The following is a 17,404-nucleotide window of genomic DNA, read 5'->3' as shown; positions in this document are numbered from 1 at the left end:
CATGTCGCGTAAAAGTGTGTAGCGGTCTTGCGACAACGACATGCGTAAAAACAAAGCCTTAAAGCGCGACGCGCGGATCTGAAAAATCGTGACGCACGTTAAGCATCGGCCGTCGGGCTCAGCCCTCGGGCCACCGGCTATGCACATCAAAGCCTTCGCCGGTCAAAAGCAGAATGGTTTCATAAAGCGGCAGGCCGACGACATTGGTGTAGGAGCCTACCATCTTCTGCACGAAGGTGCCGGCGAGGCCCTGGATGCCGTAGGCGCCTGCCTTGCCGCGCCACTGGCCGGAGGCCAGGTAGTTCTCGATCTCGAAGCCGGAGAGACGCTTGAAGCGCACCTTGGTCTCGACGATCTTTTGACGGACCTTGCGATCCGGGGTCACCAGGCAAACGCCGGTGTAGACCATATGGTTGCGTCCCGAGAGGAGATGCAGCGAGTTCAACGCCTCGTCAGCGAACTCAGCCTTGCCGAGAATGCGCCGGCCAACGGCGACCACCGTATCGGCAGACAGGATATAGCTGCCCTTCCAGGTGATATCGCCCTTGATGGCGGCAAGGGCGGCTTCGGCCTTCTCAGCCGAAAGCCTGCGGGCAAGCGAACGCGGATGCTCCGATTTCTTCGGCGCCTCGTCGATATCCATCGGCATCAGGCGCGAGGGTTCGATGCCGGCCTGGTTGAGCAGGTCGACGCGCCGGGGCGAGCCTGAGGCCAGAATGAGCTTGTATTTCAGCGCCATGGAACCTCGACCATCGGCAGACGGGAGCAAGAACCCTTGCAGGACCTTCGGGCAAACTTACTTGAAACGGTAGGTGATACGGCCTTTGGTCAAATCGTAGGGCGTCATTTCCACAAGCACCTTGTCGCCGGCGAGAACGCGAATGCGGTTCTTGCGCATGCGGCCGGCGGTGTGGGCGATGATCTCGTGTTCGTTTTCGAGCTTCACGCGGAACGTCGCATTCGGCAGAAGTTCGGTGACGATTCCCGGGAATTCGAGGACTTCTTCTTTAGGCATATAAGTGTTTTCTTCCTGTGGGTTGAATAGGCAGCGCAGCGCGCGCCTTTAAAATTTGGGCGGAAACTACACAATCAACGCAGGTTTGTGAACCTTGTTGAACGGCCTTTCCTTTATTTGTTTTCATGCCGATTGCGCGGCAATACCATTTCGTTTGAGTAGCCGGCTTTCGATGAGGCCGGCCAGATGATCGCGGACCTCGCGATAGCTCTCCAGAATCTGCTCGCGCGTTCCGATTGCAACCGTCGGATCCATGGTCGGCCAGTAGACGACATCGACCGCATTCGACCGGGTCAGCTCAAGTGCTGCATGATGGGCCTGCGGTGACAGCGTGATGATCAGATCGAAGTAATCGTCCTCGAGTTCTTCCAGCGTCTGCGGCTGGCGGCGCCCGAGGGAAAGCCCGATTTCATCGAGCACGGCATCCACGAAGGGATCGCGCTCGCCGGCGCGAACGCCAGCAGACCTGATATAGGTGTTGGCCGGCAGAATGCTACGGGCGATCGCTTCGGCTATCGGCGAGCGGATGGCATTCATCCCGCACATGAAGAGGATGGCGCCTGGCCGCTTTCCCTCCTCGACATCGGCGGCGCGCTCCATTGCCGTCATCCGCGCCAGTAGAGCACGCAGACCAGCGTGAAAAGGCGCCGGGCGGTATCGAAATCGACCTCTATCTTGCCGGCCAGCCTATCCTTCAGCGTCTGCGAGCCTTCATTGTGGATGCCGCGCCGGCCCATATCGATCGCCTCGATGCGGCTCGGCGTCGACGAACGGATCGCTTCGTAATAGCTCTCGCAGATCATGAAGTAATCCTTGACGATCCGCCGGAAGGGCGTGAGCGACAGGATATGGGTGGCGACGCCGCCGCCCTCTTCGGTGGTGATGGCAAAAACCAGTTTCGAATCGACCAGCGAGATGTTCAGCCGGTAAGGTCCGCCGACATGGCCGAGCGGCTCGAACTTGTTCTCCTCGATCAGATCGAAGATGGCGACCGCGCGTTCATGCTCGACATCGGGCGTCGAACGGCCGATCGTATCGTCAAGGACGACGTCGCAAAGCCGGAATTCGCCCTTCGCCATGCCCTCACCTTTCGAGGTTGAGGCGGATCGCGACCGATCGCGCATGGGCATCGAGGCCTTCGGAAACGGCAAGGGCGATCGCCGCCGGGCCAAGGGTGCGGAGCTGCTGGGGCCCAAGGCGCAGGATCGAGGTGCGCTTGACGAAATCGAGCACCGAAAGGCCGGATGAGAAGCGCGCCGAACGCGCCGTCGGCAGAACATGGTTCGAACCGCCGACATAATCGCCGATGACCTCAGGCGTATGGGCGCCCATGAAGATCGCGCCGGCATTGCGGATGCCGTCGAGCAGCCGGTCCGGATCGACGACGGCGAGCTCCAGATGCTCGGCAGCGATACGGTTTGCCAGCGGAATGGCCTGTTTCAGATCGGAAACGAGGATGACCGCGCCGAAATCGCGCCAGCTTGCTGCCGCCGTCTCAGCCCGGTTCAGCGTCTTCAGCTGGCGTTCGACCGCCTGCTCCACCGCCTTGCCGAATGCGGCATCGTCGGTGATCAGGATCGCCTGGGAGCTGACGTCGTGCTCGGCCTGCGCCAAGAGGTCGGCGGCGATCCAATCCGGATTATTGTCCTTGTCTGCAATGACAAGCACTTCGGAGGGGCCGGCGATCATATCGATGCCGACGGTGCCGAAGACATGGCGCTTGGCGGCAGCGACATAGGCATTGCCGGGGCCGGTGATCTTGGCGACCGGGGCGATCGTCTCGGTGCCGTAGGCAAGAGCCGCGATCGCCTGGGCGCCGCCGACACGGTAAATCTCCGTGACGCCGACGAGCTTGGCGGCGGCAAGCACCGCCGGATTGACGGCGCCGCCGGTGGCAGGAACGGCGATGACGATGCGATCGACGCCGGCGACCTTGGCCGGCACGGCATTCATCAGCACCGAGCTCGGATAACTCGCGGTGCCGCCCGGAACATAGAGCCCGACTGCTTCGATCGGCGTCCAGCGCGAGCCGAGACCGACACCGAGGTCGTCCTCGTAGATATCGTCCTTCGGCAGCTGACGGCGATGATGGGATTCGATGCGCAGTGCCGCGAGCTTCAGCGCGCCCAGCACTTCCGAAGGCACCGCCTCGACGGCGGCGTCGATCTCTTGAGGCGTGACACGCATCGGGACGGTGGCGTAATCGATGCCGTCGAATTTCAGCGAATATTCGGCAAGCGCGACATCGCCGCGGGCGCGCACGTCATCAATGATGGCGCGAACGACCACGTTCACATCCTCGGAGACTTCACGCTTCGTCGTCAGAAAGGCGGCAAAATGCTGCTCGAAACCTTCCGATGCCTGATCCAGCCAGATTGCCAAGGCCGATATTCCTTCTCAACTCGAAACTGCGATGTTCAAATTTCCGGCGTCATGTCAGCGGTGGCGAGGCTTCGAGGAAGCCTCCCAGGCACCGCCGATATCGGCCAGCTGGACCTCGATGCATTCGACATCGAGCGCAATCGAGGCCGTGCCAGACAGCGACAGTTCGATCGTGCCCTCCGGCCCCTCGCCCTTCTTCTCGAAGCGCAACGCCAGCAGCGACAGCACCTCGTCCCGTTTCTGACGGTCGATGCCGAGCGAGCGGACGGCAAGCGCGCGTTTGAAGACCAGGGCAGCACGGCGGCGCTCGAAACCCCTGCGCTTGCGCTCGGCACCTTCCCAGACGAAACGATTGACGGCAAGCGCGAACTGCGCGTCGCGCGGCGACCAGTCGATGTCGCCGACCTTGAAGACGCTGTCCTGCATATGCGCGGAAATGATCGCAAGGTCTTCGTCATCGAGCGCAACAAGCTTCAGATCAGTCATTCAGGCTCAATCCCACTGCCGGCCGGTGCCGGGCACCGCCGGAATGGCGATGCGTCAGACAAGGGAAATAAGGCGCTGCGGCCAATTACGCAACCAGGATAAAGGGCGCCTTAGCACCCTCCCCTCATTCGCTGATACGCTCGACGATGGCGCCGCAGCGGGTCAGCTTCTCCTCGAGCCGCTCGAAACCGCGGTCGAGGTGATAGACGCGGGAGACCGTGGTTTCGCCCTCGGCGGCAAGGCCGGCGATGACGAGCGAAACGGAGGCGCGCAGGTCGGTCGCCATAACAGGCGCGCCGCGCAGGCGTTGGACACCCTCGATCTTCGCCGTCTGGCCGGACAGCGAGATCCTGGCGCCGAGGCGGGCAAGCTCCTGCACATGCATGAAACGGTTTTCGAAGATGGTCTCGGTGACATGCGAGACGCCGGAAGAACGGGTCATCAGCGCCATGAACTGCGCCTGCAGATCTGTGGGGAAACCCGGGAAGGGATCGGTGACGATATCGACCGGCCTGATGCCGGCGCCGTTGCGCTTGATGCGCATGCCGTTGTTGGTCGACGAGATTTCCGCGCCGGCGCGGCGCAGCGTTTCCACTGCGGTCTCGAGCAGCGCCACATCGGTATTTTCGAGCACGACGTCGCCGCCGGCCATGGCGACAGCCATGGCATAGGTGCCGGTCTCGATGCGATCCGGAAGGACGCGGTGACGGGCGCCGGAGAGCGAGGTGACGCCTTCGATAGTGATCGTCGCTGTACCCGCGCCCGATATCTTGGCGCCCATGGCGTTCAGGCAGTTGGCGAGATCGGCGACCTCAGGCTCGCGGGCGGCATTGCCGATCACCGTCGTGCCGCGGGCAAGCGTTGCCGCCATCATCATCACATGGGTGGCGCCGACGGAGACCTTCGGGAAGGTGTAGCGTGCGCCGATCAGGCCGCCGGCGGGCGCCTTGGCGTTGATATAACCGGCATCGATTTCCATGGTGGCGCCGAGCGCCGTCAGGCCTTCGATGAAGAGATCGACGGGGCGCGTGCCGATGGCACAGCCGCCCGGCAGCGAAACGCGGCAATGGCCTTCGCGCGCCAGCAACGGGCCGATGACCCAGAAGGAGGCGCGCATCTTCGAAACCAATTCATAAGATGCGGTGGTATCGACGATGGTGCGGCAGGTGAAATGGATCGTGCGCGAATAGGCGTCTTCCTGGCGCTCGCGGCGGCCGTTGACGGCGACATCGACACCGTGATTGCCGAGGATGCGCATCAGCAGTTCGACATCGGCCAGATGCGGCACGTTTTCGAGCGTCAGCGTATCGCTGGTCAGAAGCGAGGCGATCATCAGCGGCAGTGCGGCATTCTTGGCGCCGGAAATCGGAATGATGCCATTCAGCTCATTACCGCCGACGATTCTGATACGATCCATGTGCGCTTACGGGCCGAGCCCGCCTTTCCTGAAAGTTCTGCCTTGGAATAAGGAGTGAGGTGTTTAGGGGATTTCTCGACACGCTTCAATTCGTGACGGACGGAACATTACGATTCGTCCATTTTTGCGGCGGGCAGCCCATTTGTTTCGTCGGCCTGGCCCGAACGGCGGGCGCGGACCTGCTGTTTGCGTCGCCCCAGATTTTCCCTGAGCTTTTCGGCGGCGCGCTCGCGGCGCAATTTCGCCTGCGCTTCGATCGCCTGTTTGCGGCTCTGCTGGCCGGTTTCGGTCTTTTCATTCATGCGACAGGATTAGCTGAATTCGCGCCAATCCAAAAGTCCCTTCATCCCAATCGACGCGAAGTTGGAATTTGCGGCTTGCGCTGGCCGCCAAGCTGTGGCAATAGCCCCCCGTTCTCGCGATTGAGCCACACGGCTCGCGCGGTCTGGTCCTGCTGCCGTAGCTCAGTGGTAGAGCACACCCTTGGTAAGGGTGAGGTCGGTGGTTCAATCCCACTCGGCAGCACCAGTTTTCTCTTAGATATCGGGAAATCACTTTTCTCCCTCAGCGAGGCGGGCGACAACTGGACAACAGTTCGCTGCTGTAAAAGTGTGGACTGGGCGGAGGGCGTTATTTAACGTCACACGCAACATTCCGACTTAGTAGATCGGCGAGACCAGCCCCTCATCCGGCTGCCGCCACCTTTGTAACTTCCCTTTACCCGCTCCTGGCGCTGTAATGCCTCTTGCGGTGGCGGATGGAAGACCGATGCACCTTTGGGACACCAAGCCCCGTGGGAGAGCCTGGGTCTCCGTCCGCCGTTCCATTGAACCCGAACAGTCGCCAGGGCCGCTTGCGAAAGCAAAGCCCGATTAGGCAAGGATGGGATCAGATGGAGATTGTTGTTGGGATCGACGTTTCGAAAGAGCGCCTGGATGTTGCGATCCTGCCGCAAGAAGAGGTCTTTGCCGTCGGCAACGACCATGCCGGCATCGATGAACTGGTCGAGCGGCTCAAAGGCATCGGTGTTGATGCAATTGCGCTGGAAGCGACCGGCGGCTTCGAGATGCTGGCGGTTGCCGGACTGTCCGCAGCCGGATTGACGGTGCTCGTCGTCAATCCGGCGCAAGTGCGCGCCTATGCCCATGCGATCGGCCGCAGGGCCAAGACCGATCCGATCGATGCCGCCGTCATCGCCGCCTTCGTTTTGGCGACGAAGCCCGAGATCCGGCCGTTGCGCGATGCCGAGACACAGGCGCTTTCCGAGCTTGTGGCCCGCCGGCGCCAGATCGTGCAGATGGTCGTGGCCGAGGAGAACCGGTTGCGCATGGCGCTGGCAAAGCAGGCGCAGAAAAGCATCAAGCGCTTGCTGAAAGCCTTGCGGCGCGAGCTCGAAAGCCTCGATATCTCGACAGCCACATCCGCAAGTCGCCGGTCTGGCGGGTGCGCGAGGCGCTGTTGACCTCGGTGCCGGGTGTCGGAGCGACGACAGCGCGCACGCTGCTGGCCGAACTGCCGGAGCTCGGCAGCCTCGACCGGCGCCAGATCGCCTCGTTGGCTGGTCTTGCCCCATGGACGCGGCAGTCGGGAAAATGGAAAGGCAAGAGCTTCATCGGCGGCGGCCGCGGCAAGGTGCGCGCCGTCCTATTCATGGCCGCCCTCGTCGCCAGCCGATACAACCCTGACCTCAAGGCCTTCCGCGACCGGCTGGTCGCGGCCGGCAAGCCCAAGATCGTCGCCATCGTCGCAACCATGCGCAAGCTACTCACCATCCTCAACGCCATCATCAGGGACGGACGACCATGGCAAACCGCTTGACAAACAAGACAGTCGCTCTCCCCGTAAACGGGGCGAAGGGGATATGCCGCAGCCTCTCCGTCTCCCGCTCACCTCTCGCAGGGCACGTCCCCTCGCCCCGTTTTTACGGGGAGAGGGTTAGGGTCATATGCGCTAGGTTAGGCGGGCGCGGAGATCGTCGCATTGTTTTCGGCGTCGTCGCGGCGGCTCGCAGAGGTGGCGACGACTTCGTGTGAAGAGATTACAGACGGCCTGCCACAGAAGTGGTCCGCGGATGGCGGCGCAAATGGTGGCCAGGGCTATCTTCATGAGACGCCAGCGCGATGGGCTAGCCCGTGGGGTAGCCGCATCCAGAGGGGGGAGAGTCCGGGACTTGCCCGGCAATCTGTTCGGCGATGATGGCAACGATCAGTCTGGCGTAGAGCCATGCCCGGGCCAGTTCAGGCTTCTTGGCCGGCAAGCTGTCGAGGCCGGCCAGGCTCTTGAACCGTTTGAACGCCAGCTCGATTTGCCAGCGGAAGCGATAGAGGGTGAGGATGTCGGCCGGTGCAAAGGTGGCGGTCGGCAGCGAGGTCAGCAGCAGAATGTACTTCGCCGCCTCGAGACTGCGCGGATCGGGCTTTTTGCCGCGCTTGCGGGCGTCCTTGAGTAGACGCTCCTGCTCGGCTTGGGCCTGTTGCGGATCCTTGCGCCGGACAATGAGGCGCAGGACCAGTGGCGGCGGCGTCCCCGTCATGCCTTCGTGGACACGAACCTGCACCTCGCCTTCCTGCTCTTGCTGAGCGGCGAGCGCGGCAAACAGATCAAAGGGCTCGCCATTCGTCTGCAACAGGCGCAACGAGTTCCAGCCGGTCCGCACGATGAAGTCCGCACCGGCGTCGATCACCGGCCGCAGGTCGCGCGGCCTTGCATAGTAGCGATCGGCCAGCACAATATCGCCGGGTGCGTAGGTAAGGCGCTGAAGGTTTTCGCCACCATGGATGTCGGTCAACTCAAGCTGATCGACCTGAGCCGTTGCCAGGTCGTAGCCGACATGCAACCGCCATGTCGTGCGGTCAGCGCCCGGATGGCAGATCGACGTTCCATCGAGCACACGCAAGCGATACCCCGCGAAGCGCCCCGCCGGCGCTTTGGCCTGTTCGGCAATCAGCGCGGCCAAGATGTCGCCAAGCCAAGGCGCCGCTTTGCACAGCCGCTCGAGCAGCGATGGGTCTGACAAACGGGCGATTCCGCCCACTTCGGCCCATGCACAGGTCTCGCGTAGCGACATGCCAAGGCCGCCATAGGCAAGCGCCAGCCGCAACAGCGTCTCGGCATTCTTGATTTCCCGCACCCGCGTAAAAGCACCACGCAACCGCGCCGTTGCTTCCAAGTCAAAATCCGCCGGAAGCCGCTCGCGCACTTCCGGCCAATGATCCAAAATCTCAGGACGAATCTTCATCCAAAGCTTGAATCACAACCAGATTCCTTATGTCCAGGGCTAAACCTAGCGCATATGAGGGTTAGGGTGAGGGGCAGCCATCCGCATGAACCGGATAGCCACGCAGCGCAATCGGGAAGCTCGCTTACTTCGAGATGATAAGGTATGAACGGGGATAACTGCCACAGTTCGAACAGTTCTCCGGTTACCACCATTTCTTCGCCTGGAATCGGCGCGTGGGGTCGCGGGGACACTCCATCATCAATGCCTTCGATATACCAACGAGGCGCATTCTCCGACATGAAACGGGAAGTGAGGTCGATCGCCGTCCCTTCACCGTGCCGAGGCAGGGTCGCCCGTAAATATTCCCGCTGCAGTCTTGGGATGGCCTCGATGGAGAGACGCGCGAAGAAAGCGTCTTCAGCAGACGGCGCCGTGCCGCCGGCGAGGGCCGGCATTGCCAGCGCCCCGCAGAGAAAAGCAGCCTGGATCAATTGTCGATCTAACCGCATGTCGAGCCCTCAGCTTGCCGAACATGGTAGCGATGGCAGCGCGCCGGCGCTATACAACTTATTTGCGACCGATAAAAATTCCTCTTGGCGTGCGTGCGCAGGCACCTCACCCGCAATCTGACATTTCGCCTCATCAGCAACCAACGATTCACCATTGTTGACCGTGAAAATCACGCTAGAATGGCGATCATGGCGGCGTCTCCCCGGAGGAATGAGAGGCGCTGCGCTCGTTTCTGTCGAAAATCGTGGAGGAGCGTCGATGGCAACTGAAAGATGGAACAGCCCGGTCAAGGTTGGTTTCGAAGATGCCGATGCGCGAACGGTCAATGGGCCGTTCGATGCGCTGAAGTGTCTGGCGGATCTCTGGCCGAGTATGCGCGGGCTTCGTTATATCAAGGCCCGTAGTACCTGCCGGGCAGCGCTCGACGGGCGCAAGAGCGTGGAAGAAGCAAGAGCCGAGTTTCTGGCGGCAGCCGAAGAGGCGAAGCTGAAGCTGCATTAGCAGTTCGGCAAGGAATTTCGGGCGGTTTTCGCCTTCTGGGCGCGCAAGCGTTCCGGGACGGGACAATGCATTAATTTTAGCTTAACCCTGCAACAAGTGCGTGCCGGGTTTCGGTGCAAAGGGCGTTGCGCCTGGTACAGGTGCATCCATAGAAGACGACCAGCCATCATGATGATGGTTAGAGGCTCGTCACCTCTGCGGAAACGCAGGCGAGCCTCGTCCGAGCAAAGCGGACGCCTCAGCAGTCCGCGCCGCCCTCACTCTCCACCTCGATATAACCGACACCGATGATCGTGCCATCCGATGCGCGGATGAAGGATGGCAAATACTGAGGCTCTGCCGGCGTGCAGGCCACGGTCCCGGTATATTCGTTGAGGGCGATCTGGTCCTTCGGCAAAGCGGAATAATTCGTGCCAGTTTCCAGCGAGGCATGGGCGGAGCCGGCAAAGACACCGCAACCCACTATCAAGGTCGTTGCCCAGAGGCGAGGAAGCAACTGCATGAGAGTCTCCAGCGTTTAGGTCCGGCCTTTCAACACGCAGGGGAGCATTTTGGTTCCCTCGTCCAACAGAAAGACATGAGCGCGCGGCTGTTCCAAAACCGCTGCACAGTTTTGCGCGACATGCATTAGCGTCGCAGCAGCCGGCTGCGCACATAGCCTCGGCCGACGACGCCCTCGGCAATCTCGATCGCCCGCTCGACATCACCCCGCCGGCGCACGAAACCTTCCAGGATGACATAGGAGCCCGCCATGCTGACGCTGATTTCCGCCACTTCGATATCGCCGGCCGCATGAAGGGCACTCTCCACCGAGGCGCGCGTTGCCGCGTCGCTGTGATCCTGCCGGCCGGATTCCCCATGGTCCGTGAATGCTGGAAAGCCGAGCACAGTGACCGTCTCCTGATGTCAGTTGATATCGGTTAACGCCGCGGCAAAGCATTTCGTTGCGCATGCCCGGCTATTCGAGAGCGATTCCTGTGGACCCTGGCATGGACGGCCTTGGCGAAAGACGCCGCGGTTTCCATATCTGGCGGCAGTCTGAGAAGGATGACGACGATGAAAGCGCTTCTGCCCGCCTTGTTTGCCGGGGCATTGCTTGCCGGCTGCTCCTCGGCCGATACGCCGGCGCTGGAACCCATTCCCGGCAGCATTACCTATGGCGGCCAGCCGCGAACGAAGCTCACCAAATCGCCGGTCGGCAGCGCCGTCTACAACCAGTTCTACAACGGGACGGGCCAGCGCGTGGAGGAAACCTATATCCTTCAGCCCGACCGCAGCCTGAAGCTGGTACGGCGCGAGATCGGCCCGGATTTTCCCGACTGAGATGTTGCGCGCGCGCCAGATCGCTTGACAGGGACGGCAATCGCGAACATTCAAGGAACATCTAATCTTTCCCCAGTGATTCTGCGGGAGCCCGACCGGACGGCTGGATGTATCTCGAAAAGCTCAATCCGCAGCAGCGCATGGCCGTCGAGCACGGCACGCTCATCGACGGCACCCATATTGCCGGGCCGCTGCTGGTCATTGCCGGCGCCGGCTCCGGCAAGACGAATACCTTGGCGCATCGGGTCGCCCATCTCATCGTCAAAGGCGCCGATCCCCGCCGCATCCTTTTGATGACCTTTTCGCGCCGGGCAGCCGCCGAGATGGCGCGACGCGTCGAGCGCATCTGCCGCGATGTGCTGGGTTCGAATGCCGGCGTCATGGCGGATGCGCTTTCCTGGTCCGGCACCTTTCACGGCATCGGCGCGCGGCTGTTGCGCGATTATGCCCAGCAGATCGGCCTTGATCCCGATTTCACCATCCACGACCGCGAAGACAGCGCCGATCTGATGAACCTCATCCGGCACGACCTCGGCTTCTCCAAGACGGAAAGCCGCTTTCCGACAAAGGGCACCTGCCTTGCCATCTATTCCAGGGCGGTGAATTCGGAAACCGCGCTCGACCTCGTGTTGCGCGACGTCTTTCCCTGGTGCGCGACGTGGGAGAAACAGCTGCGCGAACTTTTCGCCAGTTATGTCGAGGCCAAGCAGAGCCAGAACGTGCTCGACTACGACGATCTGCTGCTCTACTGGGCGCAGATGGTCGGCGAGACTGTCATTGCCGAGGATATCGGCAGCCGCTTCGACCATGTGCTGGTCGACGAATATCAGGACACCAACCGGCTGCAGGCCTCGATCCTGCTGGCGCTGAAACCCCAAGGCCAGGGGCTGACCGTGGTCGGCGACGATGCGCAGTCGATCTATTCCTTCCGTGCCGCGACGGTGCGCAACATCCTCGATTTTCCCGCCGCCTTCAGCCCGGCCGCCAATATCGTCACGCTCGACCGCAACTACCGCTCGACGCAGCCGATCCTCGCCGCCGCCAACGCCGTCATCGATCTCGCCTCGGAGCGCTTCACCAAGAACCTCTGGACCGAGCGGCAATCATCCGAGCGGCCGCGCCTGGTCACGGTGCGCGACGAGGCCGAGCAGGCGCGGTATATCACCGACATGGTGCTCGACAATCGCGAGGAAGGCCTCACGCTCAAGCAGCAAGCCGTGCTCTTCCGCACCTCGCATCACAGCGGGCCGCTGGAGGTCGAGCTGACCCGGCGCAATATTCCCTTCGTCAAGTTCGGCGGGCTGAAGTTTCTCGACAGCGCGCATGTGAAGGACATGCTGGCCGTCCTTCGCTTCGCGCAGAACCCGCGCGACCGGGTGGCGGGCTTCCGGCTGATGCAGATCCTGCCGGGTGTCGGGCCGTCCACGGCGCAAAAGGCGCTCGACCTGATGGCCGAGGATGCCAGCCCGATCTCTGCTCTTGCCGCCATGCCGGCGCCGCCGCGCTCCGGCGAGGACTGGACTGATTTCGTTGCCATGCTGCAGGAGTTGAAGTCGGGCAAGGCCGGCTGGCCGGCGGAAATCGGCCTGGCACGGCAATGGTACGCGCCGCATCTGGAACGGCTTCATGAGGACGCAACGACGCGGCAGGCCGATCTGCTGCAGCTCGAGCAGATCGGCAGCGGTTACGCCTCGCGCGAGCGCTTTCTGACCGAACTCACCCTCGATCCGCCGGATGCGACCAGCGACCAGGCGGGCGTGCCGCTTCTCGACGAGGACTATCTCATCCTTTCCACCATCCATTCCGCCAAGGGCCAGGAATGGACGAAGGTGTTCATGCTGAACGTCGTCGACGGCTGCATCCCGAACGATCTCGCTGTCGGCACCACCGCCGAAATCGAGGAGGAACGCCGGCTGTTCTATGTCGCGATGACGCGCGCCAGGGATGGTCTCGACCTCGTCGTGCCGCAACGCTTCTTCACCTACGGGCAGAACTCACAGGGCGACCGGCATGTCTATGCCTCACGCAGCCGCTTCATTCCCGCGACCCTGCTGCAGTTCTTCGAAGCCTGCAGCTGGCCGCAGGGGAAATCGGAGGCCGCTCAAGCGCAGGCGCGACAGGTGCGCATCGATGTCGGCGCCCGCATGCGCGGCATGTGGCGATAACCGGATCGAGTTTAGAGTGAAAGCGGCGGCTCGGCCGGTTTCAGGAAATGCTCGACCCTTGCGGACTCCACAGCCTCGACTGACGCCGGCGACCATTTCGGGTTGCGGTCCTTGTCGATGACGGCAGCGCGGATGCCCTCGAAGAAATCGGGATTATCAAGCATCTGCAGACAGGCGCCGAGTTCACGGCCGAGGCATTCGGCAAGCGAGGCGCTGCGGCGGCCGGCTCTCAGCAGCCGCAAAGCGAGCTTCAGGCTGGTCGGTGAACGCGTCAGCAGCACCCGGCGCGTCTCGACGGCGAATTCGCCCTCCTCCTCGGCGAGTGCTGCCAGGATCTCCTCGACGCTGTCGAACCGAAATGCGCGATCGACCATCGCCGCGTTCTGCTTGAGCCGGCCTTCTCCCTGAGGCTCCGAAAGCGCCTGCAGCACGGCATCGACATCGCCGGATGAACTGCCGCGCGGCAGGCCCGAGAGAGCATCGATCACCTCGCCGAGCCGCGACGACGCGATCTGACGGTCGGCAAGCCCAGCGTGGATCGCATCGGCCGCACCAATATCGAGCCCTGTGAGACCGAGCCATGTTCCGGCCTCACCCGGCGCACGTGGCAGCAGCCAGGTGGCGCCGACATCCGGGACATAGCCGATGCCGGTTTCGGGCATGGCCAGCCGCGTGCGCTCGGTGACGATGCGGTGGCGGCCGTGCGACGACAGGCCGACGCCGCCGCCCATGGTGATGCCGTCCATCAGCGCGACATAGGGTTTGGGATAGGCGGCAATCAGATGGTTGAGGCGGAATTCCTCGCGCCAGAAGCTTGCCGCCAGGCCATCGCCGGCGCGGGCGCTCTCATGCAGGGCGCGGATATCGCCGCCGGCACAGAAGCCGCGTTCGCCCACTCCCGTCGCCACGACGCTCACCACCTCGGGGTCATCGGCAAAATCGTGAAGGGCCGCAGTGATCGCACCGATCATCGGCAGCGTCAGGCTGTTCAGCGCCCGCGGCCGGTTGAGCCGGATGACGCCTGCAGTCCCTCGCCGTTCAATGATGACTTCGTCTGGCCGTTCGCCGTCCTGCATGGTTCACCTCGTCTGTTGCGACCATGAATAGACGACCCCGCGGCATCGCTCCAGTCGATTTACGGCGGATCGAGATTGATCGGTCAGGCAGACAGCGAATTGCGGGCGGAGGCTTCGGCCTCGCACCGGGCAGCGTAATCGATGGCAAGTTCCAGCGGCAGCGGCCGCGAGAAATGATAGCCCTGCGCCAGACGAACGCCCATCGCCTTCAATCCCTCGGCGATCTCTTCGCTTTCGACGCCTTCGGCGACGGAGGCGATGCCGAGATTCTGGCAGAGATTGGCGACCGAGCGGGTGATGTTCATGCAACGGGCGTCGCGATCGAAATTCATCACGAAGGACTTGTCGATCTTCAGCTTGTCGAAGGCGAGACGATGAATATGGCTGAGGCTCGAATAGCCGGTGCCGAAATCATCAAGCGCGATCGAGATGCCGGCAGCGCGCAGCATTGATATCACCTGGTCGGCGGTGTCGAAATCGGAAAGCAGCGCCGTCTCGGTGATCTCGAATTCGATGCGCCTGGGATCGATGCCGGAGCGGGTGATCATGGCAAGCAGCGCCATCGAGGTTTCGTGGTCGCAGATATCGCGCGCCGAGAGATTGAAGGACAGCCTGAGATGCCGTGGAATGATCGCCAGCGCTTCGAGCGCCTTGGCGAAAAGGATGCGCGTCATGCGGCCGATGACGGCCGTGCGCTCAGCAGCCGGGATGAAGGCGTCTGGACTGATGCGGCCGAAGCGGGCGCTGTCCCAGCGGGCAAGCGCCTCGTAAGCGACGACGCGGCCGCTCCTCAATTCGACGATCGGCTGATAATCGAGTTTCAATTCCTTGGCGAAATCGTTCGCCTGCAGTTCGAGTTCGATCAGGTGGCGCTGCGTCAGGATCTTCTCGTGGTCGGCCGAGAAGAATTCGACGCCGCTGCTGCGCTTGCTCTTGACCTGGTAGAGGGCGAAATCCGCCTTCTCGTAGAGATCCTCGGCGGTGTATGCGCCGATATCGGGATAGACTATGCCGCAGGAGCCGAAGACGCGGACCGAGCCGTCGGGGATTTCGAAAGGGTCGCGGACGGCAGCACAGAGCGCCTGGCCGAGATCGGCGATCGCCTGGCGTGTCATTGAGCAGGGAAAGATGATACCGAACTCATCACCGCCGAGACGGGAGACGATGCCCTCTTCGCCGACCAGCGCGACGAAGCGGCGGGCGGTCTCCTTGAGCACGAGATCGCCGGCGGCATGGCCGAAGACATCGTTGACCGGCTTGAAGCCATCGAGATCGAGAATGCCGAGGACGGGCGGCGAGGACGGATCTTTCTGCAGCCGTTTTTCCAGCGAGAGAAAGAAGCTGCGGCGATTGGCAAGGCCGGTCAGCTGGTCATGCAGGGCGTTGCGGCTGTTGACGAGGTTCAGCTCCTCGGCTTCCGCCTGCTTCTGCTTCAGTTCCTCGGTCAATTGCACGAGACCGACGAAATTCTGGAAATAGCTGTTGATCACCCGGAGGAAGGGCAGGATCAGGAAGAGACCGCTGACGGCAGTCGCGACGAAAACGGGATTGCCCGAAAACATGAAGGTCGCGACCATGGCCGAGAAAGTGATGACCGTGGTCAGCGCCGCCGCCATCGGCAGATGCATCAGGCAAAAGATGCAGGAAATGCCGGTGACAACGAGGAAATAGGCGATCTGGCCCTGCTGGGAGGCATCGCCATACTGGTAAAGCGCAATCGCCCAGCCGCCGAAAGCGACGGTCAGGATACCGGCGCCTGCCATCGTGAGCTTCATCAGCCTGTAGGCCCGCTCGGCGGTCACATCTTCCTTGCCCCTGATCTCCCACCAGCAGAGACGGAAGACGCAGACGACGCTCAAGGTCACAGGAATGTAGAGCGAGAGCCAAAGGGGGGCGGATTTGAGGTGGGTGATCGCCACTGCAAGGGCGTTGATGATCAGCAGGACATAGAGAATGGGGATCTGCGACGACAGGGCCCGGAACTGCGCCAGCAGAAGCGTCGGATTGTCTTTTTGCAGCTGCAATGAGGCCAGAAAGTTCTTCATCGTCTCTTTTCCGTTGGCCAGAGCCAGCCAGACAAAGCTTGATTTTCCTTATTCACGTCACGGCATGCGGCCCCGCAGCCGCGGGGATGATAAACAGGCTATTGCATCAGGCGCCTGAAGCGCTGCGCACTTTTGCTGGACGTGCTCTAGAAAGAAGCGGCAGCCAGTGCCCGGTGGATGCTATGCAGGTCGTCGACGCTCTTGTTCGACAGGAACAGTTCCCAATCGAGCGAGCTCTGGACGATGGTTTCCAGCGAATCGTATCTGGGCTTCCAGTCGAGCACCTGGCGGGCGAGCGAAGCATCTGCGACGACGCTTGCCGAATCGCCGGCGCGCCGCGGCGCCATGTGGATCTTGAAGGAATGCCCGTACAGGCGGGTGACCATGTTCAGCACGTCGAGCACCGAATAGCCGCTGCCATAACCGCAATTGGCAACGAGCGAACCCTTGTCCCTGCGCAGGTGCTGCAGCGCTTTCAGATGCGCATCCGTGAGATCGCTGACATGGATGTAGTCGCGAACGCCGGTGCCGTCATGGGTGGGATAATCGATGCCGTAGACATTGACGCTGTCGCGCCTGCCGAGTGCTGCCTCGCAGGCGACCTTGATGAGGTGCGTGGCGCCTGAAGTCGACTGGCCGGCGCGATGATGCGGGTCGGCGCCGGCGACGTTGAAGTAGCGAAGCGCGACATAGTTGAAATCATAGGCGGCGGCGGCGTCGCGCAGCATGAATTCGGTCATCAGCTTCGACTGGCCGTAAGGATTTTCCGGATTGAGAGGGGCCGTCTCCTTCACCGGCAGGTCGGTCTTTTGCTGACCGTAGACGGCCGCCGTCGAAGAGAAGACGAAGTTGCGGATACCGGCCTTGACCGAAGCGCTCAGCAGCGCCCGGGTCTTGCCGGAATTGTTGTCGTAATAGGAAAGCGGATCTGCGACCGAGACCGGGACGACGGCGGAGCCGGCGAAATGGATGATCGCCTCGATGTCGTTTTCGATGAAGACCTTTTTCAATATGTCGGGATCGGCAATGTCGCCGAGATAAAAACGCGCCGCCGGCGCCACGGCCCAGCGAAAGCCCGTGGAGAGACGGTCGAGCACGACCACATCCTCACCCGCATCGAGCAGCGCCCAAACCATGTGACTGCCGATATACCCGGCCCCGCCCGTCACCAAAACCGCCATGTCCCGCGTCCCTGCTTTCGTTTTTATAAGCAGGGGCATCAGGCGCCGGTTTTTCTTTCCAATTTTCTTATCGAACGGCCATT

Annotated in this window: 17 protein-coding genes, 1 tRNA gene and 1 pseudogene; 5 read left to right on the top strand and 14 right to left on the bottom strand. The window is 62.0% G+C overall.

The window, feature by feature from the left end:
- Positions 1 to 118: 118 nt before the first annotated feature.
- From J3P73_RS03685 to J3P73_RS03650, 8 genes are all read right to left on the bottom strand, one after another.
- The gene (locus tag J3P73_RS03685) at positions 119 to 739 is read right to left on the bottom strand and encodes a Maf-like protein (protein WP_003545339.1); all 621 of its coding nucleotides are present in this window, start codon (positions 737 to 739) and stop codon (positions 119 to 121) included.
- A gap of 57 nt (positions 740 to 796) precedes the next feature.
- Complete coding sequence (gene infA / locus J3P73_RS03680; protein ID WP_003545338.1) at positions 797 to 1,015, bottom strand: translation initiation factor IF-1; 219 nt, start codon at positions 1,013 to 1,015, stop codon at positions 797 to 799.
- 123 nt (positions 1,016 to 1,138) lie between these two features.
- Positions 1,139 to 1,624, bottom strand: coding sequence for an arsenate-mycothiol transferase ArsC (locus J3P73_RS03675; RefSeq protein WP_018072487.1), 486 nt, complete (start codon positions 1,622 to 1,624; stop codon positions 1,139 to 1,141).
- A complete protein-coding gene (locus tag J3P73_RS03670; RefSeq protein ID WP_018072486.1) occupies positions 1,621 to 2,094 on the bottom strand; it encodes a UPF0262 family protein in 474 nt (157 codons plus the stop codon). The genes J3P73_RS03675 and J3P73_RS03670 overlap by 4 nt, the downstream gene beginning before the upstream one ends.
- A gap of 4 nt (positions 2,095 to 2,098) precedes the next feature.
- Positions 2,099 to 3,397, bottom strand: a complete 1,299-nt coding sequence (gene hisD / locus J3P73_RS03665; RefSeq protein ID WP_130719622.1) for a histidinol dehydrogenase — start codon at positions 3,395 to 3,397, stop codon at positions 2,099 to 2,101.
- 54 nt (positions 3,398 to 3,451) lie between these two features.
- Entirely contained in the window at positions 3,452 to 3,883 is a 432-nt protein-coding gene (locus J3P73_RS03660) for a DUF2948 family protein (protein ID WP_018486320.1), read from the bottom strand.
- 124 nt (positions 3,884 to 4,007) lie between these two features.
- Positions 4,008 to 5,300 carry a UDP-N-acetylglucosamine 1-carboxyvinyltransferase gene (gene murA / locus J3P73_RS03655; protein WP_130685901.1) on the bottom strand — a complete coding sequence of 431 codons (1,293 nt, stop codon included), beginning with the start codon at positions 5,298 to 5,300 and terminating at the stop codon, positions 4,008 to 4,010.
- Positions 5,301 to 5,407: 107 nt separating this feature from the next.
- On the bottom strand, positions 5,408 to 5,602 hold the full coding sequence (locus J3P73_RS03650) for a hypothetical protein (protein ID WP_003556333.1): 195 nt from the start codon (positions 5,600 to 5,602) through the stop codon (positions 5,408 to 5,410).
- A gap of 151 nt (positions 5,603 to 5,753) precedes the next feature.
- Here J3P73_RS03650 and J3P73_RS03645 point away from each other — a divergent pair.
- Positions 5,754 to 5,828, top strand: a tRNA-Thr gene (locus J3P73_RS03645).
- A gap of 364 nt (positions 5,829 to 6,192) precedes the next feature.
- Positions 6,193 to 7,118, top strand: a pseudogene (locus J3P73_RS03640) (IS110 family RNA-guided transposase).
- A gap of 307 nt (positions 7,119 to 7,425) precedes the next feature.
- Here the strand turns inward: J3P73_RS03640 and J3P73_RS03635 are convergent.
- Complete coding sequence (locus J3P73_RS03635) at positions 7,426 to 8,538, bottom strand: IS4 family transposase (protein WP_207579773.1); 1,113 nt, start codon at positions 8,536 to 8,538, stop codon at positions 7,426 to 7,428.
- A gap of 750 nt (positions 8,539 to 9,288) precedes the next feature.
- On the opposite strand from J3P73_RS03635, the gene J3P73_RS03630 reads away from it, so the two are divergent.
- Positions 9,289 to 9,531: a DUF982 domain-containing protein gene (locus tag J3P73_RS03630; protein ID WP_017990228.1), complete on the top strand. Its 243-nt coding sequence runs from the start codon at positions 9,289 to 9,291 to the stop codon at positions 9,529 to 9,531.
- Between the two features lie 238 nt (positions 9,532 to 9,769).
- Here J3P73_RS03630 and J3P73_RS03625 read toward each other — a convergent pair whose 3' ends face one another.
- Together J3P73_RS03625 and J3P73_RS03620 are read right to left on the bottom strand one after the other, a co-directional pair.
- Entirely contained in the window at positions 9,770 to 10,033 is a 264-nt protein-coding gene (locus J3P73_RS03625; protein ID WP_024320995.1) for a hypothetical protein, read from the bottom strand.
- Positions 10,034 to 10,158: 125 nt separating this feature from the next.
- Positions 10,159 to 10,419: a BON domain-containing protein gene (locus J3P73_RS03620; protein ID WP_130690779.1), complete on the bottom strand. Its 261-nt coding sequence runs from the start codon at positions 10,417 to 10,419 to the stop codon at positions 10,159 to 10,161.
- Positions 10,420 to 10,587: 168 nt separating this feature from the next.
- On the opposite strand from J3P73_RS03620, the gene J3P73_RS03615 reads away from it, so the two are divergent.
- Both J3P73_RS03615 and J3P73_RS03610 read left to right on the top strand, forming a co-directional pair.
- Positions 10,588 to 10,854 (top strand): PQQ-binding-like beta-propeller repeat protein, encoded by a 267-nt coding sequence (locus J3P73_RS03615; protein ID WP_026237233.1) that lies wholly within the window; start codon positions 10,588 to 10,590, stop codon positions 10,852 to 10,854.
- Positions 10,855 to 10,961: 107 nt separating this feature from the next.
- Positions 10,962 to 13,019, top strand: coding sequence for an ATP-dependent helicase (locus tag J3P73_RS03610; protein WP_130773931.1), 2,058 nt, complete (start codon positions 10,962 to 10,964; stop codon positions 13,017 to 13,019).
- Between the two features lie 11 nt (positions 13,020 to 13,030).
- On the opposite strand, the gene J3P73_RS03605 is transcribed toward J3P73_RS03610, so the two are convergent.
- The 3 genes from J3P73_RS03605 to galE all read right to left on the bottom strand — a co-directional run bounded on the left by J3P73_RS03605 (position 13,031) and on the right by galE (position 17,321).
- Positions 13,031 to 14,095 carry an enoyl-CoA hydratase/isomerase family protein gene (locus J3P73_RS03605; protein WP_130690775.1) on the bottom strand — a complete coding sequence of 355 codons (1,065 nt, stop codon included), beginning with the start codon at positions 14,093 to 14,095 and terminating at the stop codon, positions 13,031 to 13,033.
- A gap of 83 nt (positions 14,096 to 14,178) precedes the next feature.
- Entirely contained in the window at positions 14,179 to 16,140 is a 1,962-nt protein-coding gene (locus J3P73_RS03600; protein ID WP_130690773.1) for a putative bifunctional diguanylate cyclase/phosphodiesterase, read from the bottom strand.
- Positions 16,141 to 16,286: 146 nt separating this feature from the next.
- Entirely contained in the window at positions 16,287 to 17,321 is a 1,035-nt protein-coding gene (gene galE, locus J3P73_RS03595; RefSeq protein ID WP_130690771.1) for a UDP-glucose 4-epimerase GalE, read from the bottom strand.
- Positions 17,322 to 17,404 lie beyond the last annotated feature (83 nt).

It is taken from the genome of Rhizobium ruizarguesonis (assembly GCF_017357285.1).
Lineage (GTDB): Bacteria > Pseudomonadota > Alphaproteobacteria > Rhizobiales > Rhizobiaceae > Rhizobium > Rhizobium ruizarguesonis.
The sequence above is the reverse complement of the archived record's forward strand: the minus strand, read 5'-3'. Positions and strand labels throughout refer to the sequence as shown.